This is a genomic window from Pseudomonas sp. AC242, from assembly GCF_979258655.1.
On sequence record NZ_OZ409873.1, the window covers coordinates 1878097 to 1899283 of the forward strand.

16 protein-coding genes and 1 pseudogene are annotated in these 21187 nt (G+C 59.1%); 7 read left to right on the forward strand and 10 right to left on the reverse strand.

Annotated elements, in window-relative coordinates; all coding sequences use genetic code 11:
* Positions 1 to 128: 128 nt before the first annotated feature.
* On the forward strand, positions 129 to 3155 hold the full coding sequence (gene ydiJ / locus ACZZ0A_RS08670; RefSeq protein ID WP_463542869.1) for a D-2-hydroxyglutarate dehydrogenase YdiJ: 3027 nt from the start codon (positions 129 to 131) through the stop codon (positions 3153 to 3155).
* On the opposite strand, the gene ACZZ0A_RS08675 is transcribed toward ydiJ, so the two are convergent.
* Together ACZZ0A_RS08675 and ACZZ0A_RS08680 are read right to left on the reverse strand one after the other, a co-directional pair.
* Positions 3088 to 3774 carry a paraquat-inducible protein A gene (locus ACZZ0A_RS08675; RefSeq protein WP_007910821.1) on the reverse strand — a complete coding sequence of 229 codons (687 nt, stop codon included), beginning with the start codon at positions 3772 to 3774 and terminating at the stop codon, positions 3088 to 3090. The two genes, ydiJ and ACZZ0A_RS08675, sit on opposite strands and share 68 nt — an antisense overlap.
* Positions 3771 to 4367: a paraquat-inducible protein A gene (locus tag ACZZ0A_RS08680; protein ID WP_007910822.1), complete on the reverse strand. Its 597-nt coding sequence runs from the start codon at positions 4365 to 4367 to the stop codon at positions 3771 to 3773. The genes ACZZ0A_RS08675 and ACZZ0A_RS08680 overlap by 4 nt, the downstream gene beginning before the upstream one ends.
* A gap of 219 nt (positions 4368 to 4586) precedes the next feature.
* On the opposite strand from ACZZ0A_RS08680, the gene ACZZ0A_RS08685 reads away from it, so the two are divergent.
* Positions 4587 to 5756 carry a DUF1624 domain-containing protein gene (locus ACZZ0A_RS08685; RefSeq protein WP_463542870.1) on the forward strand — a complete coding sequence of 390 codons (1170 nt, stop codon included), beginning with the start codon at positions 4587 to 4589 and terminating at the stop codon, positions 5754 to 5756.
* Positions 5757 to 5759: 3 nt separating this feature from the next.
* Here the strand turns inward: ACZZ0A_RS08685 and ACZZ0A_RS08690 are convergent, their stop codons facing one another.
* A complete protein-coding gene (locus tag ACZZ0A_RS08690) occupies positions 5760 to 6650 on the reverse strand; it encodes a LysR family transcriptional regulator (RefSeq protein WP_463542871.1) in 891 nt (296 codons plus the stop codon).
* A 130-nt stretch (positions 6651 to 6780) separates the two neighbouring features.
* On the opposite strand from ACZZ0A_RS08690, the gene ACZZ0A_RS08695 reads away from it, so the two are divergent.
* Both ACZZ0A_RS08695 and ACZZ0A_RS08700 read left to right on the forward strand, forming a co-directional pair.
* The gene (locus ACZZ0A_RS08695) at positions 6781 to 7611 is read left to right on the forward strand and encodes an oxidoreductase (protein WP_463542872.1); all 831 of its coding nucleotides are present in this window, start codon (positions 6781 to 6783) and stop codon (positions 7609 to 7611) included.
* Between the two features lie 131 nt (positions 7612 to 7742).
* Positions 7743 to 9287: an MFS transporter gene (locus tag ACZZ0A_RS08700; protein WP_463542873.1), complete on the forward strand. Its 1545-nt coding sequence runs from the start codon at positions 7743 to 7745 to the stop codon at positions 9285 to 9287.
* A gap of 37 nt (positions 9288 to 9324) precedes the next feature.
* Here the strand turns inward: ACZZ0A_RS08700 and ACZZ0A_RS08705 are convergent, their stop codons facing one another.
* Both ACZZ0A_RS08705 and ACZZ0A_RS08710 read right to left on the reverse strand, forming a co-directional pair.
* Positions 9325 to 10266 (reverse strand): IS110 family transposase, encoded by a 942-nt coding sequence (locus tag ACZZ0A_RS08705; RefSeq protein ID WP_463544082.1) that lies wholly within the window; start codon positions 10264 to 10266, stop codon positions 9325 to 9327.
* 445 nt (positions 10267 to 10711) lie between these two features.
* Positions 10712 to 10879, reverse strand: a pseudogene (locus ACZZ0A_RS08710) (aldehyde dehydrogenase family protein); the annotation flags it as partial.
* A 181-nt stretch (positions 10880 to 11060) separates the two neighbouring features.
* On the opposite strand from ACZZ0A_RS08710, the gene ACZZ0A_RS08715 reads away from it, so the two are divergent.
* Positions 11061 to 13421, forward strand: coding sequence for a hypothetical protein (locus ACZZ0A_RS08715; RefSeq protein ID WP_463542874.1), 2361 nt, complete (start codon positions 11061 to 11063; stop codon positions 13419 to 13421).
* Positions 13422 to 13713: 292 nt separating this feature from the next.
* On the opposite strand, the gene ACZZ0A_RS08720 is transcribed toward ACZZ0A_RS08715, so the two are convergent.
* Complete coding sequence (locus ACZZ0A_RS08720; RefSeq protein ID WP_463542875.1) at positions 13714 to 15105, reverse strand: aldehyde dehydrogenase family protein; 1392 nt, start codon at positions 15103 to 15105, stop codon at positions 13714 to 13716.
* A gap of 103 nt (positions 15106 to 15208) precedes the next feature.
* Between ACZZ0A_RS08720 and ptrR the strand changes: the two genes are divergently transcribed.
* Positions 15209 to 16087: a putrescine utilization regulator PtrR gene (gene ptrR / locus ACZZ0A_RS08725; protein ID WP_007910829.1), complete on the forward strand. Its 879-nt coding sequence runs from the start codon at positions 15209 to 15211 to the stop codon at positions 16085 to 16087.
* A 27-nt stretch (positions 16088 to 16114) separates the two neighbouring features.
* On the opposite strand, the gene ACZZ0A_RS08730 is transcribed toward ptrR, so the two are convergent.
* Positions 16115 to 17680, reverse strand: a complete 1566-nt coding sequence (locus ACZZ0A_RS08730; protein ID WP_463542876.1) for an aldehyde dehydrogenase (NADP(+)) — start codon at positions 17678 to 17680, stop codon at positions 16115 to 16117.
* Positions 17677 to 18315 (reverse strand): cysteine hydrolase family protein, encoded by a 639-nt coding sequence (locus ACZZ0A_RS08735; RefSeq protein ID WP_123374968.1) that lies wholly within the window; start codon positions 18313 to 18315, stop codon positions 17677 to 17679. Before ACZZ0A_RS08735 ends, ACZZ0A_RS08730 begins: the two co-directional genes overlap by 4 nt.
* A 98-nt stretch (positions 18316 to 18413) precedes the next feature.
* Here ACZZ0A_RS08735 and ACZZ0A_RS08740 point away from each other — a divergent pair, with 98 nt between their 5' ends.
* Positions 18414 to 18911, forward strand: coding sequence for a winged helix-turn-helix transcriptional regulator (locus ACZZ0A_RS08740; protein ID WP_463542877.1), 498 nt, complete (start codon positions 18414 to 18416; stop codon positions 18909 to 18911).
* Between the two features lie 6 nt (positions 18912 to 18917).
* On the opposite strand, the gene ACZZ0A_RS08745 is transcribed toward ACZZ0A_RS08740, so the two are convergent.
* The gene (locus ACZZ0A_RS08745) at positions 18918 to 19541 is read right to left on the reverse strand and encodes a glutathione S-transferase family protein (RefSeq protein ID WP_007910836.1); all 624 of its coding nucleotides are present in this window, start codon (positions 19539 to 19541) and stop codon (positions 18918 to 18920) included.
* A 99-nt stretch (positions 19542 to 19640) separates the two neighbouring features.
* Positions 19641 to 21056: a purine-cytosine permease family protein gene (locus tag ACZZ0A_RS08750; protein WP_007910838.1), complete on the reverse strand. Its 1416-nt coding sequence runs from the start codon at positions 21054 to 21056 to the stop codon at positions 19641 to 19643.
* Between the last annotated feature and the right edge of the window lie 131 nt (positions 21057 to 21187).

Sequence of the window (21187 nt, forward strand, 5' to 3'; positions counted from 1 at the left end):
TTACGGTTGTCCCGGCGTTCGCCAGCAATGAACATGGGCACCATGAGATGGCGGAGCCTGACGCAATCATTCGTTGCGTACAACTGTTCACCGCCACACGGCCCGATTTGACCGAGATAACCTGACCGATGATTGCCCAGCTGTCCCCCGCGAAAGTCCTGACCAGCGATTACCAACAATTCCTCAACGCCCTGAAGAACAGCGGTTTTCGCGGTGAAATCAGCGCCGATTACGCCAGCCGCGTGGTGCTGGCGACCGACAACTCGATCTATCAGCGCCTGCCGCAAGCCGCGGTGTTTCCGATGGATGCCGATGACGTGGCACGGGTCGCACGACTGATCGCCGAACCGGCGTACCAGCAAGTGGTGATCACCCCGCGCGGCGGTGGCACCGGCACCAACGGCCAATCGCTGACCGATGGCATCGTCGTCGACCTCTCGCGGCACATGAACCGCATCCTCGAAATCAATGTTGAGGAGCGCTGGGTGCGCGTGCAGGCCGGGGTGGTCAAGGATCAGCTCAACGCTGCGCTGAAATCCGCCGGGCTGTTTTTCGCCCCGGAACTGTCGACCTCCAACCGCGCCACCGTCGGCGGCATGATCAATACCGACGCCAGCGGTCAGGGCAGTTGCACCTACGGCAAGACCCGCGACCATGTGCTCGAACTCGATATGATTTTGCGCGGCGGTGAGCGCCTGCACGGCCAGCCACTGGAAGAGAGTGAACTTGAAGCCCTGTGCGCCCGTGAAGATCGCGTCGGTGAAGTCTACCGTTGCGCGCGGCAGATCATTGATGAACAGGGCGAGCTGATCAAAGAGCGTTTCCCCGATCTCAACCGCTGCTTGACCGGTTATGACCTGGCGCATCTGCGTGAGGCGGATAACCGTTTCAACCTCAACAGCGTGCTGTGCGGTGCTGAAGGCTCGCTGGGGTTTGTCGTCGAGGCGCGTCTGAACGTGTTGCCGATCCCCAAACACACGATGTTGGTGAACATCCGCTACGCCGGGTTCATGGACGCGTTGCGCGACGCCCGCGCCTTGATGGCGCTCAAACCGTTGTCGATCGAAACCGTCGACTCGAAAGTCTTGCTGCTAGCGATGCAGGACATCGTCTGGCACGGCGTCGCCGAGTATTTCCCGGAAAGCGCCGAGCGCCCGACCTTGGGCATCAATCTGGTGGAGTTCTGCGGCGACGATCCGGAGGATTTGCAGCGCCGGGTCGAAGCATTCGTCGAACACTTGAGCAGCGACCGCACGGTTGAGCGTTTGGGCCACACGCTGGCGGTTGGTCACGCAGCGGTGAACAAAGTCTACGGCATGCGCAAACGTGCGGTAGGCCTGCTCGGCAACGTCGCCGGTGAAGCGCGCCCGCAACCGTTTGTCGAAGACACTGCGGTGCCACCGCAGCACCTGGCCGAGTACATCGCCGAGTTACGCGACCTGCTCGACAGCCACGGTTTGCAGTACGGCATGTTCGGTCACGTCGACGCGGGCGTGCTGCACGTGCGGCCGATCCTCGACATGAAAGACCCGCAGCAAGCGGCGCTGGTGCGTCCGGTATCCGACGGCGTTGCGGCACTGACCCAACGTTACGGCGGCCTGTTGTGGGGCGAGCATGGCAAAGGCTTGCGCTCGGAATACGCGCCGGCATTTTTCGGTGAGCTGTATCCGGCCCTGCAAGCCTTGAAAGCCGCGTTCGACCCGTTCAACCAGTTCAACCCGGGCAAAATTGCCACCCCGGCCAACACCGGCGCGGCGCTGCTGAAAATCGACGAAGTGACTTTGCGCGGTGAACTGGATCGGCAGATCGACGAAAAAGTCTGGCAGGACTACGGCGCCGCCATGCATTGCAATGGCAACGGCGCCTGCTACAACTTCGACCCTGACGATGCGATGTGCCCGTCGTGGAAAGCCACCCGCGAGCGTGCGCAGTCGCCCAAGGGCCGCGCCTCGTTGATTCGCGAGTGGCTGCGTTTGCAGGGCGAGGCAGGTGTCGACGTGTTGTCCGATGCCATTCGCAAACCGGCGTTTTTCAGCACCTTGTGGCAGCGCTGGCGCAACAGCCGTGCGCAGGCCGAAGACTTCTCCCACGAAGTCTACGACGCCATGGCCGGCTGCCTGGCGTGCAAATCCTGCGCAGGGCAGTGCCCGGTGAAGGTCAATGTGCCGGAGTTTCGTTCGCGCTTTCTCGAGCTGTATCACAGCCGTTATCTGCGTCCGGCGCGCGATTATCTGATTGCTTCGCTGGAGTACAGCATTCCGTACATGGCGCGGATTCCGGCGCTGTACAACGGATTGATGGGCGCTTCATTTGTTCGCAGCAGCTTGGAACGGGTCGGCGGCATGATCGACGTGCCGTTGCTCAGTCGTTTTGATTTCCATGCGGCGATGCGCCGTTGGCAGGTGCAACCGGCGACGGTGTCGACTCTGTCGGCGCTGACCGAGGCGCAACGCGTGCGCAGCGTGGTCATCGTGCAGGACGCCTTTACGCGCTACTTCGAAGCGCCGCTGTTGGCCGATCTGGTCGAGCTGATTTCGCGCCTTGGCTATCAGGTGTATCTCGCACCGTTCAGCGCCAACGGCAAGCCATTGCATGTGCAGGGCTTCCTCTCGGCGTTCAACCGCGCGGCACTGCGCAATGCCCGACAGTTGCGCGAATTGGCCGATGTGGGCGTGCCGTTGTTGGGCCTCGATCCGGCGATGACGCTGGTGTATCGCCAGGAATACCTGAAAGTCCCCGGTATGCAGCAATGCCCGGAAGTGGCGCTGGTGCAGGAGTGGTTGCTCAAGGTGATGCCGGAGCAGGCGGCGCAGGATAAAACCGTAACGTTCCGACTGCTCGCCCATTGCACCGAGAAAACCAACGCCCCGGCCGCGACCCGACAGTGGGAACAGGTGTTCGAACGCGCAGGATTGAAGCTGGCCACCCAGGCCACCGGTTGCTGCGGCATGTCCGGCACTTACGGCCACGAGGCGCGCAATCGCCAGACCTCGGCGGTGATCTACGAGCAGTCGTGGGCCCGTCAGGTCGACGCGCCGGCGGAGCAGGGCGAAGCACTGGCGACCGGTTATTCCTGCCGCAGTCAGGTCAAGCGCCAGTCGGATCAGGCACTGCGTCATCCGTTGCAGGTGTTGCTTGAGGTTCAGCGTCGCTGAGGGTGTCGCCCGTGTCCTTGTCCCAGATCAGGCGCGGATCGAAACTCATCGCCGCGAGCATGGTAAACACCACGACCAGGCCGAAAAACAGAATGCCCGGTCGTGGTTCGATATCGCCCAGCGCCTGAAACTTCACCAATGCTGCGACCAGCGCCACCACCAGCACGTCGAGCATCGACCAATAGCCGATCAGCTCGACGAAGCGGTACAGCTTCGAACGTTCTTTGCGCGCCCAGGCGCTGTCGCGTTGTACGGTCATCAGCAGCAGCGTGAGGGCGACGAACTTGACTCCCGGCACGGCGATACTGGCGATGAAAATGATCAGGGCGATGTCCCACGCGCCGTGCTCCCAGAACTCCAGCACGCCGCTCATGATCGTGCTGTCGGCGCCGCTGCCGAGCATGGTGGTGTTCATCACCGGCAGCAGATTGGCCGGCACGTAAAACGCCAGCGCCGCGAGCATGTAGGCCCAGGTACGAGTCAGTGAGTTGGTCTTGCGTCGGTGCAGCGGCGCGTCGCAACGCGGACATTCATGCGGCTCGTCGGTCATGTCGCAGGCCAGTCCGCAGCTGTGGCACAAGCACAGATTGAGTTCGCTGGCGGTCGGTGGCCGTTTCATAAAATGTCCCAGAGGTCGCGGATGTCGCGGCCGGCAATCCTGATCATCATCAAGCTCAGCACGGCCAGCGCGAACAGGCCGATGCCGGGCAACACGTCGAGCAACCCGGCCAGTTTGAACACCGCCACCATCGCCCCCAGCAGGCACACTTCGAGCATGCTCCACGGCCGCAGGGTTTCCAGCCAGCGCATGCACAGCTTGAAGCCCGGCGCGCGTCGGGAGGACAGGGCGAAACTCAGCACCCAGACCAGCAGCACCAGTTGAAACGCCGGGGCAATGATGATCGAAATCGCCGCGACCATCGCCATGAAGGTGATCGGTCCCTGACTCAGCGCCAGCACCGAATCCCACAGCGTCGCACTGTTTTTCAGGCCTTTGAGGCTGATGCTCATCACCGGATAGAAGTTGGCGAACAGCCACAGCATCGCCGCCGTGAATGTCAGGGCCAAACGCTGTTCGACGCTCAGACCGTTGAAACGCTGGAGGACGCCGCCGCAGCGCACGCACAAGGTTTTCTGGTGTTTGGCCAGCACGGCTTTTTCGTACACGCAGTCGCAGTGCTCGCAAATGATCAGGTGTTCGGTGTTGACCATGGACAACGCTCGACAGCAGGCCGCAAGGGCAAGGGAGACCTGATCACTATAGAAGCCTGAGGCTATTGGGCAAATGGCGCGGCGCGATCAGCTGGTTTTTTTCCGAATATCACGGGCGATCCGGATTTGGATTTTGCTTTTTGATGTTATAAGGTAACGCAAATTTTAAGGGCTAGCCCTTGTGGCCCTTGTTGTTATCCCTTCGATTGCGAAACGCTTATGACGATTGTGCTTCCTCGTTCTGCCCCATTGATCACTGGCCGGCTGCTGTCCATTGACGCCCTCAGAGGCTTGGTGATTCTGTTCATGCTGCTGGATCACGTGCGCGAAACCTTTTTGCTGCACCGCCAGGTCAGTGACCCGATGGACATTGCCAGCACCGAGCCGGCACTGTTTTTCAGCCGCACTCTGGCGCATCTGTGCGCGCCGGTGTTTGTCTTGCTGACCGGATTGTCGGCGTGGTTGTTCGGTGAAAAGTACGCGGGCAAGGCCGATGTCAGTGCGTTTCTGTTCAAGCGCGGTCTGTTTCTGGTGGTGCTGGAATTCACGCTGGTGAACTTCGCATGGACGTTCCAGTTGCCGCCGAGCGTGATTTATCTGCAAGTGATCTGGGCGATCGGCTTGAGCATGATCGCCTTGTCGCTGCTGGTCTGGCTGCCGCGCTGGCTGTTGCTGACGTTGAGCCTGATGATCATTGCCGGGCACAACCTGCTCGACGCCGTGCATTTTCCAGTGGAGTCGGCGCTGCATGTGCCGTGGGCGATTTTGCATGATCGCGGCTGGATCGACGTCAGCGACAACCTGCGTTTGCGTACCTCCTATCCGTTGTTGCCGTGGATTGGTGTGATCGGTCTCGGTTATGCGCTGGGGCCGTGGTTTGCTCGCGGCGTTGAAGCGGTATTTCGTCAACAGCACTTGCTGATTGCGGGTAGCGCCGGGCTGCTGGGCTTTGTCGGGCTGCGGTTGATCAACGGCTATGGCGAAAAACCATGGGCCGTGGGCGACACGCTGCTGCAAACCCTGATGAGCTTTTTCAACATCACCAAATACCCACCGTCGTTGCTGTTTATCGCGCTGACGGTGAGCGCCGGGCTGTTACTGCTCCTGGCGTTCGAGCGGTTACAGGATCGTCGCTGGATTCGCTGGTTGAGCGTTTTCGGTTCGGCGCCGATGTTTTTCTATCTGCTGCATTTGTACGCGTTGAAGGTGTTGTACCTGATCGGCGTGGCCCTGTTCGGGCTGAATCAGGGCAGCTATTTCGGTTTTTCGCCCGTCTCGGCGATCTGGCTGGCGGCCGTCATTCTGGCGATTGCACTGTTCCCGGCGGTGCGCTGGTTCTCGGCGTTGAAGGCCCGTCGCCGTGACATCGGCTGGTTGAAATACCTCTAAGCGCTAGCGCCGGTTGCGCACGAAGTCGATGAACGCCTTCAGCGCTGCCGGTACGTGACGGCGGCTCGGGTAGTACAGGTGCAGACCCGGATAGTGCGGGCACCAGTCTCCCAGCACTTGCAGCAGCCGCCCGCTGGCCAGGTGTTCGCTGACCATGTCTTCGAACACATAAGCCAGACCAAGCCCTTGCAGCGCTGGCCCGACCATCAGGCTGACATCGCCGAGGGTCAGCGGGCCGTTGACTTCGATTTCCTGGGCAATGCCACCGCGCTCAAGCTCCCAGCGGTACATCGAACCGCTGGGGTAGCGGTGGCGGATGCACGGCAGTCCGTGCAGGTCCTCGGGTTTTTGCGGTGCCGCGTAGCGTTCGAAAAACGCCGGTGAGCCGACCACCACTGAACGCATTGTCGGGCCAATCGGCAGCGACACCATGTCGGCCTCCAGGCGATCGCCGAAGCGCACCCCGGCATCGAATCCATTGGCGACGATATCCAGCAGCGCATCGCTCTCGACCACTTCCAGACGAATGTCCGGATACACCTGCAAAAACTCACTGGCAATCGGCAGCAACACCAATTCGCCGGCTTGCCGCCCGCAGGTGATGCGCAAATTACCCGAGGGTTTGTCGCGGAAATGGTTGAGGTCTTCCAGCGCATCGTCGATGTCGCGAAAGGCCGGTTTCAATCGCGCGTACAGGCGCTCGCCAGCCTCGGTCAACGCCACGCTGCGGGTGGTGCGATTGAACAGACGCACGCCAAGACGATTTTCCAGCGCCTTTACTGAATGACTAAGAGCGGAGGGGGTCAGGCCGAGTTCGATGGCCGCTTTGCTGAAGTTCAGGTGCTGCGCGGTGCACAGGAAAACGCTGAGATCCGCCGCCGAAGGTGATTTCATCTGTGAATGCCTTTCACAAAGTCATGCAAAATTGTTGGGATTATCGCATCAGTAGCATGTCTTTAAAGTCGCTTCAACTTATCAAACAGGCCCGGCACCCATGTCAGGGTTTCTAACAGGAGAAGTTGTTATGCGTACCTGGTTCATTACTGGCGCTTCCCGTGGTTTTGGCATTCTCATCGCCGAGCAGGCCTTGCGTTCCGGTGACGCGGTCATCGCTACCGCGCGCAACCCGCAAGACATCACTGACCGCCTCGGCGAGCAACCGAACCTGCTGGCGGTGCGCCTCGACGTCACCCGCGAGGAAGAAGCGCACCAAGCGGTTGCTGAAGGAATCAAGCGTTTTGGCCGTATCGATGTGCTGATCAACAACGCCGGTTTTGGTGTGCTCGGCGCCGTCGAAGAAACCAGCGCCAGCGAGACCGAGCGCTTGTTCGCGACCAATGTGTTCGGCCTGCTCAACGTCACCCGCGCGGTGTTGCCGCATATGCGGGCGCAACGCAGTGGTCGGGTGATCAACATCTCGTCGATCGGTGGTTATCAGGCATACATGGGCTGGGGCGTTTACGGCTCGACCAAATTTGCCGTCGAAGGCATCACCGAAGCATTGCATCAGGAACTGACGCCGCTGGGCATTCAAGCCACGGTGGTCGAGCCGGGTTTCTTTCGCACGGATTTCCTTGATGAGCAGTCCCTGATCAAAACCCGGCTTGAGCTGGCGGACTATGACGAAACCGTTGGCAAGATGCGTGCGTTTGCCGAGGCGGCCAATCATGCACAACCGGGTGATCCGCAGAAGTTTGCCGAGGCGATGCTGGCGCTGGTCAATGCACCGACCCCGCCGCTGCGCCTGGCGCTGGGCAGCGATACGGTGGCGCGGATCGAGGCGAAGAATCGGTTGGTGGCGCAGGAGTTGGCCGAGTGGAATGAGCTGGCGCTGTCCACCGACTTCGCCAACTGAACGCCTGAGCTGTGAGAGCGAGGTTGCTCGCTCTCATCTCTTTCGTGCGCAAACTTCGGTGGATTTTTCTGTGTATTTCGCGCCTTATTCGCTGCGCGACGCAGCTTTTTGATTGCTCAAGGGATGGAATGATGAACGCTATGACCCAGCCGCACGGAACGCGCGACAAGTTGCTCATACTCGCGGCCGTGTGCCTCTCGGCTCTGGTCCTGCCCCTCAGCTTTACCGGCGGTGCGGTGGCGACACCGGCCATTGGTCGCGATCTGGGCGGCAGCCCGGTGGCGCTGACCTGGATCACCAACGCGTTCATGTTGACGTTCGGCAGTTTGCTGATGGCCGCCGGCGCATTGGCTGATGTTTACGGACGCAAACGCCTGTTCACCTTCGGCATGTTGCTGTTCACCGCTGCCTCGTTTGCGCAGAGTCTGGCGCCGTCGGTGTTCTGGCTGGATGTGTTGCGCGCCGTACAAGGTGTGGCTGGGGCGGCGGCGCTGGCCAGCGGTTCGGCGGCGTTGGCGCAAGAGTTCGAAGGGCATGCCCGGACTCGCGCGTACAGCGTGCTTGGCACGACGTTCGGCATTGGTCTGGCATTCGGGCCGTTGGTGGCGGGTGCGCTGATCGAGGCTTTCAACTGGCGGGCGATTTTTGTCTTTACCGCGTTGATCGGCATGATTGCGATGGTCTTCGGTCTGCCGCGCATGCGCGAAACCCGCGACCCCGATGCCAAGGGGCTGGACTGGCCGGGCACGCTGCTGTTCAGCGCAATGCTGGCGTTGTTCACGTTTGGCCTGATCCAGGCGCCGGACAGTGGTTGGGACAGTCCTTTGGTGATCACTTTATTAGGCGCTTCGGCGTTGTTGCTGGCAGCTTTTGTGATCGTCGAAACGCGTGTCGAACGGCCGATGCTCGATCTGACCCTGTTCCGTTATCCGCGATTCATTGGCGTGCAGATGCTGCCGATCGGCACGTGTTTCTGCTACATCGTGCTGGTGGTGATGTTGCCGCTGCGCTTCATCGGCGTTGAGGGCTTGAGCGAAATTGATGCCGGTCTGCTGCTACTGGCGTTGTCCGCACCGATGCTGGTGGTGCCGATGCTGGCGGCCTCGTTGGCGCGTTTTGTTTCCGCTGGCATCTTGTCTGGCGCGGGGTTCCTGATTGCTGCCGTGGGCCTGCATTGGCTGAGTCTGTACAACGTCGGTGACGCGAAATTTGCGCTGGTGGTGCCGATGCTGCTGATCGGCATTGGCGCCGGTTTGCCGTGGGGGCTGATGGATGGTTTGTCGGTCAGCGTCGTGCCGAAAGAGCGCGCAGGCATGGCGGCGGGCATCTTCAGCACCGTGCGAGTGGCGGGTGAGGGGATTGCATTGGCGATTGTCGCGGCGGTGCTGGCGTCATTGCTGCACGCTGATCTGTCGGGTGCCGTACACGCGGTGACAGGCAGTGCCGAGGCGTCGCTGATTGCCGAGACCGCGCACCGGGTGACCACGGGTGATATGGCGCATGCGATCAATACTGTTCCGGGGCTGGCCAACGGGCGTCTGGTGGAAGGGTATGCGTCAGCGTTCCAGTATCTGCTGCACATCCTGACGGTCATCACGCTGGTGTCGGCGGCGGTGGTGCTGGGGTTGTTGAGCAAGGATCGCAGCGTCACAGAGCCACAACAGGCTGCCGCATAAACCCAATGTGGGAGATTCTATGGTTGAGGGGAAGCCCTCAACTGACTTTTGTCTGATATTCGCTTTGCCTTTTCAGCAAGGCGAATACCACCCGAGCAAGTTTGCGAGCCAGCATCACCAACGCCTGCGTGGTGCTGAAACCCCGTGCTCTTTGGGCTTCGTAAAACCCTTTCCAGGCTTTCGTACGGCTAGCCGACATCGCTGCGTTGTGCAAAAGTCGGCGGGCCTCGGGGTCTCCGCGCTTGGTCAAGCTGCGGCGACCGTCCTTTTGCCCTGATTTCGATACCCGTAAATCCATGCCCAGGAAGGCGATAAACGCATCCGCTTTGCTAAATTCCCCCCGCTGAAACGCCGTGAGCAGGCGCGCTCCGGTCAGAAATCCAATGCCCTCAACTTTCAGGCAACGCTTCAATTGGCCGAGCAAACCGGCTTGTTTGAGCTGATCGTTGATCGTCTTTTCGATCATCGTTTCAAGCCGCTGCATGGATTTTATTTGTTCAGCAAAAGCTGCCTTCAACAGCGGCTCATTCGACCAGCTCTGCACCAGGCCGACCCTTGCCTGGACCAAAGCCGCGCGGCGGCGGAAAAGGCTCAGGAGCTGGCGGTACAGCGGTGATGGCGGGGTCCAGGGGCGCAACTCCTCGGCTTCGTTCTTCAGGTAACGGGCCAGCAACTTGGCGTCCAAGGCGTCGGTTTTGGCGCGGATCTTCACGCCTTCGCGGTAATGTTTGAGTTCATAGCCGCCCACCATGTAAATCGTGCAACCGGCCGCATAGGCCAAATCAGCGAATTCCAGGTGGTAGATGTTGGTTGCTTCAATGGCAATAGACACGGGGCCGAGCAAGGCCTTCAGCCACTGCTTGATGGATGTTTTGGTGTTGGGAATCGCTTCAAGCAGATCGATATCGGCCTGATAAATCACCAGTTCATTTTTGGCGACATCCACGCCAACGATCGGATTTGATAGAGCAACTGGCATTGCCACAGGATTTCCTCCGGGATAAGGTTTGAGCACTTGAAGGGCTCACCCAGAGGCGCAGGCTTGTTCCTATCGTCGGTCTAGCCAGATGCATTCTTTATCGGCGCTTGGGTGAAAGGAGGAGGGGCGAAATCTCCCACGGTCTGTGCTGCGTCAACAGTCAGAATCGAGCCTTGTCCCTCCTCCTCCCTTCAAGTCCTACCATACAAGCGAGCCTGCTCGCGAAAGCGGACTATCAGTTGGCATAAACGTCGACTGATGCACCGCGATCGCTGGCAAGCCAGCTTCCACAGGGTTCCAGGGTGTCTGCAGCGTCAGTGGTTACACCGCAGTCATTGTGGGAGCTGGCTTGCCAGCGATGGGGCCGGTGCATTCAACATCTTCATCGATTGATGCACCGCTATCGCGAGCAGGCTCGCTCCCACAGGTTTTTCCGGTGTCTGGGTTATTTGCGATCCAGCCACACGGTTTGCGCGTTGCAGAATTCGCGCACGCCGAAGTGCGACAGCTCACGACCGAAGCCACTCTTCTTCACGCCGCCAAAGGTCACCCGTGGATCGCTGGCGGAGTAGCCGTTGATGAACACGCCGCCGGTGTCCAGTTCGCTGGTCAGCAGGCGGGTTTTGTTGAAAATGACGGGGTTTCGCGCGCCTGCTGGCGTTTCGTTATTAGGTGGTGGCTTCTTGATATTGTGTTCTTCCTGGGCTCTGCTACACCTAGAGAAGGTGATGATTTTTCAAGTGGTTCACTGCTTGTAAATATTCATGGATGGAGGCGGCGCAGACCGAAGCTTAATGAAAAGCCTTTTTCTCTCTGCGTTAATCGCATTGGGTCTGTTGAACGGATGCGCGAGTCACCAACCCTCTCCTGAAGAGCGGGGTGTTTCCTTCCCGCTTGCGTCTTGTACGCGCGTCATACTGGATAAGTCTAGAGCGATATTAGGTACTGATTACAGTGCCAATAAAGGTCATTTCCCTAAGTTTGATCCTGGCTGGGTATGTGTCACCCAGCCTGAGGCATCAGGAAAAAATGAGCCTCAAGAGGTTAATGAAACCGATCAACAAGCGCTGACAAGACTTGAAAGTCAGGCGTTTTCCAGCGAGGAACAACGCTTGAGAGACACGCTGGAAAGCCCTTTTACACATCTCGACGGTAAAAGACCTTCATTGGGAATAGCGCTGTCTGGTGGGGGCTCAAAAGCTTCGTCTTTTGCTATTGGGGTGCTGGCTGGGTTGGCAGACCAACACTTGTTGGATTCTTCGGATTACGTCAGTAGTGTATCAGGCGGCAGTTACGCAGCTTATTTTTACTACACTCATAGGATCTTTCCTGCAGTTCGTAACGAGCGCTCCGATCGAGGCAAACCGACCAGTGAAGACCTCTTTCGAGACTGCATCATGTCGATTGGATCTCAATATACTGATCCAAACGTCGTGAATCAGATCGAAGAATACGGCACCTGTAAACCTAATGATTTGCTCTATAGCTCAAACGGTGAAACCGGTCGTGTGGATAAAAACAATAAATATCAAGCTTTTTTACGATGCCAGCAGGATGTGTTCAAGCCAGGAATTTGTTCGACACAAAGAACATCAGAAGATTTTGGTATTCCTCCTATAGCATTTTTGGGAACTGCTGCTGCGGTTCCACTGAGTTTTATCGCCAATACAGTATTCGATACCGGTATATCAGTTTCGCCAACAGCGCGATCGTATCGTGATGGAATCGGGATTGCTTACGGAGCGACGATAAGCGACATAAATGCTCTGAAACCGGCGCAAGGTGGCCATTCCATAGAAATACCCTGTACGAAAAACGACACCGGTTATGCGACCGATTGCAAACCGAACAGGTTCGACTCAGACCCTGTTGATATGACATTTGAGGAACTGAGAACTGGTTTGCTTACGATCAAAAAAGAATCTCAAATTCCATTCTGGATTATCAACGCCGCTGCGCCGAAGTCCAGGAGCGGATTGGGGTGGTGGGCATTGGGTGAAGATGACACAACTAACAGTGACATGTTTGAACTGACTGCAGTTAGTCATGGTTCGGGGCGATACGGTTATGTTTCGGCCCCTGCCTCATTGCACAACATGACTGTTTTAGATGCGGTCGCCTCATCCGCTGCGTTCCTTGATGCCAACCAGCTTGTCTACAAGGAACCTCTCACTCGCGGTGGCATTGGTGTGCTTGCTCATACTTTTGCGGCGGACTGGGGAATCGACATTCCCAACTATAACGTCCAAGACTCTCGCAGAACATTACATCGATGGCTTCCTGTGCCACTGTATTGGCTGGATGGCGGTTACGCGCGGTACCTGACTGACGCCTCGAATAGCAAAGAAACCCAGGATCGAGTCCGATCATCCTTTATTCGTTTAATAGATGGTGGGAATGGAGAAAATCTAGGGGTCTACTCGCTCTTCAAAAGGAATGTCCGAAATATAGTGCTAGCCGATGCTGCCTCTGATCCGGATGGGAAGTTCGGCGACATTTGTGCCTTGGCGACGCGGCTAAGGAATGTGCCGAAGGGCAGGGGGGGATTCCTCTATATACCGGGACTCAATAACTTCAATCAACACTGTACTGCTTTGCTCGAGCGCAAACAGGGCTACAACATTCGTGAATGGCCGTTCGAGTTCCCTGCATTAGTCGGGTGCATCAGAAAAGCGGAACAGGTGAACGAGGCGCATGCCTGCGAAAATCTATCGGATCAGGATACTCGGTTGATCGTAGTCAAACCCGCGATCAATATGACTGCAATTATGGGGCGGGAGCTTCAAGGCTATCAGTTAAGGACTTGCAGCGTTCCTGGGCGCCCCTCGAAGCTTACAGGGACGAAGGTTCCATTGTTGAATTGCGATGCGGCTGCCTTGATTTTAAATAGCTGGGATCGCAAGAAATCCTTGTGTCAGGTTTTCCCCCAAAACTCCACGGTATTCATGACCGCAAACTCATCTCTGACACTGTTCTCTGCCTATCGAGAACTCGCTCGACAGTACGTCAATCAAGCTGGTGAGATGATCAGACTGCTAAAAAATGAAGACCCGCAAGGCGTGAAAATGTTCTCCGATATGGCGAGGACCCAAGGCACCCAATACGATTTTCGGGCAACGCAGAAATCTTGCGAAGATCAATTGAAACGGCTATGAATTTAGCCCCTAGCAGCGATCAGCGGTATTGGTCACTGACACCAGAGTTGATAGCTGAAAACAGCGATGGCGTGCAATTTTCGTGGTCATGATCGGCAGAATTCGAACCGAGACAGATACCGAACATGATTAGAAATGCCAAGGGCAACTATCGTTACTGCAATTGTGATCGATATATCCGCCCATCACTCTCAACGGGATAGTAAGCGAGCTTGCGAGCGATAGGGCCGATACGTTTACACGACCGCTATCGCGAGCAGGCTCGCTCCCACAGGTTTTTCCGGTGTCTGGGTTATTTGCGATCCAGCCACACGGTCTGCGCGTTGCAGAATTCGCGCACGCCGAAGTGCGACAGTTCACGACCGAAGCCACTCTTCTTCACGCCGCCAAAGGTCACCCGTGGATCGCTGGCGGAGTAGCCGTTGATGAACACGCCGCCGGTGTCCAGTTCGCTGGTCAGTTGCTGCGCCAGTGCCACGTTGGCGGTGTAAATGGTTGCGGTCAGGCCGAACTCGCTGTCATTGGCCAGGGCCACAGCATGCGCGCAATCGCGGGCGGTGATGATCGAAGCGACCGGGCCGAACAGTTCCTGTTTGAACGAGGTCATGCGGTCGGTGACATCGGCCAGCACGGTCGGCTCGTAGTAGTTGCCTGGACCTTCGGACTTGCCGCCGCCGAGCAACAGCGTCGCGCCTTCTTCCAGGGTGTCGCGCACTTGCTGGTCGAGTTCATCACGCAGATCGAAACGCGCCATCGGGCCGATGTAGGTCTCAGCGGACAATGGATCGCCGACCTTCAACTTTCGCGTAGCCTCGACGAACTTGCGGGTAAATTCCTCGACCACACCTTCTTCGATGATCAGGCGTTTTGCGGCGGCGCAAACCTGGCCGGAGTTCTGGTAGCGACCGATCACAGCGGCTTGCACAGCTTCATCCAGATCGGCGTCGTTGAGCACGATAAACGGATCGGAGCCGCCGAGTTCCAGCACGCATTTTTTCAACGCGGCACCGGCCTGAGCGCCGATGGCCATGCCGGCACGTACGCTGCCGGTCAGGGTCACGGCGGCAATGCGCGGGTCAGCGATGGCCGTGGAAACGCCTTCCGGAGTGACGTTGATCACCTCAAAAACACCTTCGGCGAAACCGGCGCGGGTGAAGGCATCGCGCAACAGATAGGCGCTGCCCATCACGTTCGGCGCATGTTTGAGCACGTAAGTGTTGCCGGCGATCAACGCCGGAACGGCACCGCGCAGCACTTGCCAGATCGGGAAGTTCCACGGCATGACCGCGAGGATCGGGCCGAGCGGACGGTACTCGATGCGCGCCTTGCCGCCTTCAACCTGGGTCGGCTCAGCGTCGAGCATCGCCGGGCCATTCTCGGCGTACCACTCGCAGAGCTTGGCGCATTTTTCGATTTCGCCACGGGCCTGAGCAATGGGCTTGCCCATTTCCTGAGTGATCATCGTCGCCATGGCATCGCTGGTTTCACGCAGCGCAGCGGCCAGCGCGGTCAACAAGCGCGAGCGATCCTGCAACGGCTTGCGCTTCCATTTGCCGAAGCCGAAAGCTGCGCGGGTCAGCGCGGCGTCGAGGGCGGCGGCGGATTCAAACGCGTAGTGGCCGATCTGCTCGCCGGTGGCGGGGTTGATCGAGATGGCGTGGGTCTGGCTGGAAATCTGGCTCATGGCTTCGTCCTGCATGTTCGTCGGATGAGCCTAGAGTAGGGTGGTGTTTGTTTTCTGGAAACTGAATAATAAAGATCGTTTCTTTCACGAATGGAGAATGACTATGGATCTGGTGCAGCTGGAAATCTTCAAAGCGGTTGCCGAGCACGGCAGCATCAGCGCCGCCGCGGCGCAGATCCATCGCGTGCCGTCGAACCTGACCACGCGGATCAAACAGCTTGAGCAGGATCTGGGTGTTGATCTGTTTATTCGCGAGAAAAGCCGTTTGCGTCTGTCGCCGGCGGGGTGGAGTTTTCTCGAATATGCACGGCGCATTCTCGATCTGGTGCAAGAGGCGCGGGCGACGGTGGCGGGGGAGGAACCGCAGGGCGCTTTTCCGTTGGGTTCGCTGGAAAGTACGGCGGCGGTGCGCATTCCCGAATTGCTGGCGGCGTACAACCAGTTGCACCCGAAAGTCGACCTCGACCTGTCCACTGGGCCGTCCGGCACAATGATCGACGGCGTGCTCTCCGGGCGCCTGGCCGCAGCGTTTGTCGACGGCCCGGTGCTGCATCCGACGCTGGAAGGCGTGCCGGCGTTCGAGGAAGAAATGGTCATCATCGCCCCGATCAATCACGCCCCCGTCGAGCGCGCAGCGGACGTAAACGGCGAGAACATTTATGCCTTCCGTTCCAACTGCTCCTACCGTCACCACTTTGAAAAATGGTTCAGCACCGACGCGGCGGTCCCGGGCAAGATCTTCGAAATGGAGTCGTACCACGGCATGCTCGCTTGTGTCAGTGCGGGTGCCGGGCTGGCCTTGATGCCGCGCAAAATGCTCCAGAGCATGCCCGGCAGTGCGACCGTCAGCGTCTGGCCATTGGCGGCGGACTTTCGTTATCTGACCACCTGGCTGGTGTGGCGGCGGGGCACGGTGTCGCGCAGTTTGAGCATGTTTGTGCGCTTGCTGGAAGAGCGCGGGGTGGTGCGTGCAGATGCTTGATCGCAGCTGCCGCGCACCGGATCGCCGTTATTGCCCGTCGACGCTGCGCGGCAGATTCAGCGGATTCCCTTCGCGCAACACCTCTGGCAACAACTCATCGGGAAACCCCTGATACGCCACGGGCCGCAAGAAGCGCTCGATCGAGGTCATGCCGACCGACGTGAAGCGGCTGTCCGATGTAGCCGGAAACGGCCCGCCGTGTACGGTGGCGAAGGTCACCTCCTGTGGGTGGGCGAAGGCGTTGACTACGATGCGTCCGGTGCGCCGTTCGAGAATCGGCAGCAGGCGCCGCGCCACTTCCAGATCGATACTTTCAAGGTGAATCGCCGCGCTGAGCTGACCCTTGAACGAACGGGCGACGGCCAGCAGCTCGGCCTCATCGTTGACAGCAACCAATAGCGCCGACGGACCAAACACTTCGAGGGCCAACTCTGGTTCGGCGAGCAATTGGTGTCCCTCGATTTCCAGCAACGCAGCACGTCCGGCGAGCGTGGCATCAGCCGGCGTGCCTGCCGCGATCAGCTGCGCGCCGGCACGTTCCATGGCCAACAGCCCCGCGACGTAGGCACCATGAATGCCCGGCGTCAGCATTGTCCTTGCCGGCGCCTCACTGACCCGTTTGCGCATGGCGTTGCGCAGCTGATCAAACCCCGCACCGCGGATGGCGATCAGGATCGACGGACACAAACAGGCCTGGCCGACGTTGACCAGCATGCGTTCGATAAAGCCATCACCGATCTCGGCGCCGCGAGCCGCCAGTGCCTCGGGCAGGATGAAGGTCGGGTTGACGCTGGTCATCTCGGTGAACACCGGGATCGGATCAGGGCGCAACTGCGCGCGGCGATAGAGCGCCATGCCACCCGGTTCGGAGCCAGTGAAGGTCACGGCTTTGATCAGCGGATGATCGACCAGCGCTTGGCCAATGGCATTGCCGCCACCGCGCACCATCGAGAAAACACCTTCGGGCAAGCCATGCGCCTGCACGGCTTTACGAATGGCGCGGGCCTGGATTTCCGAGGCACCGGGATGCGCGTTGTGTGCCTTGAGAATCACCGTTGCCCCGGCCGCCAGTGCCGACGCGGTATCGCCGCCCGCCACCGAATAGGAAATCGGGAAGTTGCTCGCGCCGAAAATCGCCACCGGGCCGATGGCGATTTTTTGCAGGCGATGATCCAGCCGTGGGCGCGGCTGACGTTCGGGTTGCGCCGGGTCGATGGCCAATTGCAGAAAGCGGCCCCGGCGCACCACATCGGCGAACTGGCGGAACTGGGTCGCGGCTCGCAACGCTTCGCCCTCAAGCTGAGCTTCGGGCAGTCCGGTTTCCAGTGCCGCGCGTGCCGCCAGTTCACTGCGTACTGCGTCGAGGTTGTCAGCGATGCTCTCGAGGAACGCCGCGCGTTCGGCCAACGAGGTATGGCTGTAGCGGTCGAATGCCGCCTCGGCGAGTGTTACTGCCTGATCAACCTGTGCCGCACCGCCGAAAGCGAAGTCCGGTTCGATCGAATGTTCAGTGGCCGGATTCAGGGCTTTCATCGTGCCTTCGGTGGCGGCGACATCCGCCGCGCCGATCAGCAAGTGGCCGGTCAGATTCATTGCGCTTCACCCTGGGCTTTGAGTCGAGCAATCAGTTCGTCCGTGCTGGCAATCACGTGCGCGAATGTCGGGCCGTTGAGTTCGTGGGCGGCATGCATCATTTCCGCTTTGAAGGCCGCCGTTGCATCGCGGACCAGGGTGACGTGGTAGCCCAGTTCCGAGGCATAGCGCGCGGTGGCTTCGATGCAGGTGTTGGCCAGCAGGCCGACGATGATCACGTGGGTGACACCTTGCTGCTTCAGGCGAAAATCCAGGTCGGTGTTGGCAAAACCGCTGGAACCCCAGTGCTCCTGAACCACGATATCGCCGTCCTTCGGCGCAAAATCCGGGTGCCATTCACCGCCCCATTCGCCCCGGGCAAAATGATGCATGTGCATGATTTTGCATTGCGTGGGAGTCGGGTGATCCCAGTTTTCGTAGTCGCCTTTTTCCCAGCGGTGATGGGGTACGATGACCACCGGAATATTCAGCTCGCGCACCGTGCGGTCGAGTTTGCGCAGGTTGTCGAGCAGGCCGTTCTGTTCAGCCATCGGTTTGATCAAAGGGAAAATCTTGCCGCCGTCCGACAGAAAATCGTTGTATGGATCGACCAGCAGATAGGCGGTTCTGTCCAGCGGGTAGGCGGTATTCGACATGGCGGCTTGCTCCGGCAATGGGATTATCGGTGCACAGGGCTTGTCCCGGCATCGTGTAGATATGATAATCATAGTAACTGTAAAAGAGGCAAGCCCTGATGGCAGTAAACGATAGTCTTCCCGACACGCTGTGCCCGATTTCCCGGGCCGAAACGATCGTCGGCGACCGCTGGACCGTGCTGGTTTTGCGCGAGTTGTTCATGGCCAATCATCGCTATGACGAGATTCAGGCGCAGACCGGCGGTACGCCGCAAATGGTCGCCGCGCGTCTGAAATGTCTGGAAGCGGATGGGCTGGTCGAGCGCCGCTTGTACAACGAGCGACCGAAACGCTACGAGTACCACCTCACCGCGAAGGGCGAGGCGTTCTATCCGGTGATCATTGCGTTGCGGGCGTGGGGAGAAACCTGGTGCAAAACACCGGAAGAGGGGCTGGCGGTGAACATGACCCACAAAAACTGCAACCACGACGCCGGCCTCGGGCCGCTGTGCGAGCACTGCGGCGAACCGTTGCGTCGGGAGGATCTGATCAGCCAGCCACAAGCCGCCTACGCCGCCGAACGGCAGGTGCGGCGTGAGGCGTTCAAAAGCAAATAACCTCGATCACGGCGTGCCGTTGCGACCGTGCAGCAAGTAGCCGGGACGCAGGCTCAAGCGCTCGTAATAGGCTTTCACCGCGGCAAAATCCGGGTGAGCCAGTGGGGTTTCGAACCAGCGGTTCACCGACAGTCCGATGGGAATGTCCGCCAGAGAAAACTGTTCGCCGCTGACGTAGGCGCCGGTCTTTTCCAGTTGCCGGTCGAGGATGGCCATGGTCTTCGACCATTGCTCAATGCCGTTCGCCAGCGCGGCGTTGTCCTGATAGTCGGGCGACTGGCGCACCAGCGACATGAAGGCGTACGACCACGAGCGATTCAGCTCCGACGCCTGCCAGTCGATCCACTGATCGATCCGCGCCCGGGTTTGCGCGTCAGTCGGATAGAGGTGCGAACCGTCATACCGTGCGGCCAGATAACGAATGATCGTGTTCGATTCCCACAGCGTGAAATCACCGTCCTGAATCACCGGCACCATGGCGCAGGGATTGAGCGCGAGAAACGCCGAATCGTTGGTCGATTTGAAGCCCGACCCCCAGTCTTCGCGCTCGAAAGGAATGTGCAATTCAGCGCAAGTCCACAGCACTTTGCGCACGTTGATCGATGAGGCTTTACCGAGTATTCGCAGCATTGGATGTCCCTTACCCAATTGTCGTCAGACCTACAGAAATATCACAGCGTAACGGAGAAGGCCCGCACAGTGCGGGCCTTCTTTTTCAGCGCATCAATCTCACAGGCTGCTCGCCAGTTTCCCGCCCATCATTCGCCGACGATAAGAGGTGTCGCGGTTGGCCAGCCAGAAATACAGCGGCGAGGTCACCAGCAGTCCCACCAGCCAGGACAGATCCGCACCGTTGATGTGCGCCGACACCGGGCCGACGTACAGCGGCGTGTTCATGAACGGAATTTGCACGGCGATGCCGATCGCGTAAGCCAGCAACGCCTGCGGGTTGTAGCGCCCGTAGATGCCGCCGTCGACCTGGAAGATCGACTGGATGTCGTACTGGCCTTTGTGGATGGCGTAGAAGTCGATCAGGTTGATCGCCGTCCACGGCACCAGCACTACCAGCAACACCAGCACCATGTCGACGAAGTGGCCGATGAAATCCTTCGAGGCGCCCACGGCGGCAAAGCAGCAGGCCAGCAGCACGATAATCGAGATCACTGCGCGGCTCTTGGCGGTGGGGATCCAGCGGTAGGCGAAGGTCTGCACCAAGGTAATCAGTGACAGCACCGCGCCGTACAGGTTGAGGGCGTTGTGGCTGATCACGCTGAGCAGGAACAGCACCAGCATCAGCGGGCCAATGGAACCGGTGGCGAGTTTGACCGCGTCCATGGTGTCCATGCCCACCGGGGTTGCCAGCACGGCGACGGCACCGAAGATGAACGCCAGACTCGACCCCAGCGCTGAACCCAGATAGGTCGTCCAGAATGTCGACGAGACTTTTACGTCCGCTGGCAAGTAACGCGAATAGTCGGACACGTACGGCGCGAACGCGATCTGCCACAGTGCCGCCAGCGACACGGTGGCCAGCCAACCGGAGAGGTTGAAACTGCCCCGGGTGAGGAAGTCGTCAGTCTGGATGTGAGTGAAGATGTAGCCGAAACCGACGACGATGCCGATCCCCAGCACCCAGGTGCCGATGCGATTGAGCACGTGGATAAAACGGTAGCCGATGATGCCGATGATCCCCGAGCCGACTGCGCCAATGACGATGCCGACGGGCACTGGAACGCTGTCGACCACACCGTGCAGCGATTTGCCGGCCAGCACGATATTGGAAGCGAAAAAGCCGATGTACATGACGCCGGCAATCAACACCACCAGCAATGCGCCGAGGGAGCCGAACTGCGCGCGGCTCTGGATCATCTGCGGGATGCCCATCTGCGGGCCTTGCGCCGAGTGCAGCGCCATCAGCACGCCGCCGACCAGATGGCCGACGAGAATCGCGACGATGCCCCAGAGCAGATTCAAGTGAAACAACTGCACGCCCAGTGCACCGGTAACGATGGGCAACGGTGCGATGTTGCCGCCGAACCAGAGCGTGAACAGATCCCTGACCTTTCCGTGGCGATCTTCGGGGGGCACGTAGCCTATCGTGTGTTTTTCAATCAGCGGAGCGGAGGATGCTGCAGGGGTAGCCATGACGAACTCCAAGGCAAGGATGAGTACGTGGACGTACTTCGGCAAGCGCCGGCACGGGCGGCGCATTTCTTGTTGAAGTGATCATGTGCAAAGCATCGGCATAGATAAATTAGTAAGTTTGTTGCTTCAGA

Excerpts from the sequence above, each read along its gene's own strand:
- ydiJ (WP_463542869.1), top strand. The coding sequence starts at position 129 with ATGATTGCCCAGCTGTCCCCCGCGAAAGTCCTGACCAGCGATTACCAA.
- ACZZ0A_RS08675 (WP_007910821.1), bottom strand. The coding sequence starts at position 3,774 with ATGAAACGGCCACCGACCGCCAGCGAACTCAATCTGTGCTTGTGCCAC.
- ACZZ0A_RS08680 (WP_007910822.1), bottom strand. The coding sequence starts at position 4,367 with ATGGTCAACACCGAACACCTGATCATTTGCGAGCACTGCGACTGCGTG.
- ACZZ0A_RS08685 (WP_463542870.1), top strand. The coding sequence starts at position 4,587 with ATGACGATTGTGCTTCCTCGTTCTGCCCCATTGATCACTGGCCGGCTG.
- ACZZ0A_RS08690 (WP_463542871.1), bottom strand. The coding sequence starts at position 6,650 with ATGAAATCACCTTCGGCGGCGGATCTCAGCGTTTTCCTGTGCACCGCG.
- ACZZ0A_RS08695 (WP_463542872.1), top strand. The coding sequence starts at position 6,781 with ATGCGTACCTGGTTCATTACTGGCGCTTCCCGTGGTTTTGGCATTCTC.
- ACZZ0A_RS08700 (WP_463542873.1), top strand. The coding sequence starts at position 7,743 with ATGAACGCTATGACCCAGCCGCACGGAACGCGCGACAAGTTGCTCATA.
- ACZZ0A_RS08705 (WP_463544082.1), bottom strand. The coding sequence starts at position 10,266 with ATGCCAGTTGCTCTATCAAATCCGATCGTTGGCGTGGATGTCGCCAAA.
- ACZZ0A_RS08715 (WP_463542874.1), top strand. The coding sequence starts at position 11,061 with ATGAAAAGCCTTTTTCTCTCTGCGTTAATCGCATTGGGTCTGTTGAAC.
- ACZZ0A_RS08720 (WP_463542875.1), bottom strand. The coding sequence starts at position 15,105 with ATGAGCCAGATTTCCAGCCAGACCCACGCCATCTCGATCAACCCCGCC.
- ptrR (WP_007910829.1), top strand. The coding sequence starts at position 15,209 with ATGGATCTGGTGCAGCTGGAAATCTTCAAAGCGGTTGCCGAGCACGGC.
- ACZZ0A_RS08730 (WP_463542876.1), bottom strand. The coding sequence starts at position 17,680 with ATGAATCTGACCGGCCACTTGCTGATCGGCGCGGCGGATGTCGCCGCC.
- ACZZ0A_RS08735 (WP_123374968.1), bottom strand. The coding sequence starts at position 18,315 with ATGTCGAATACCGCCTACCCGCTGGACAGAACCGCCTATCTGCTGGTC.
- ACZZ0A_RS08740 (WP_463542877.1), top strand. The coding sequence starts at position 18,414 with ATGGCAGTAAACGATAGTCTTCCCGACACGCTGTGCCCGATTTCCCGG.
- ACZZ0A_RS08745 (WP_007910836.1), bottom strand. The coding sequence starts at position 19,541 with ATGCTGCGAATACTCGGTAAAGCCTCATCGATCAACGTGCGCAAAGTG.
- ACZZ0A_RS08750 (WP_007910838.1), bottom strand. The coding sequence starts at position 21,056 with ATGGCTACCCCTGCAGCATCCTCCGCTCCGCTGATTGAAAAACACACG.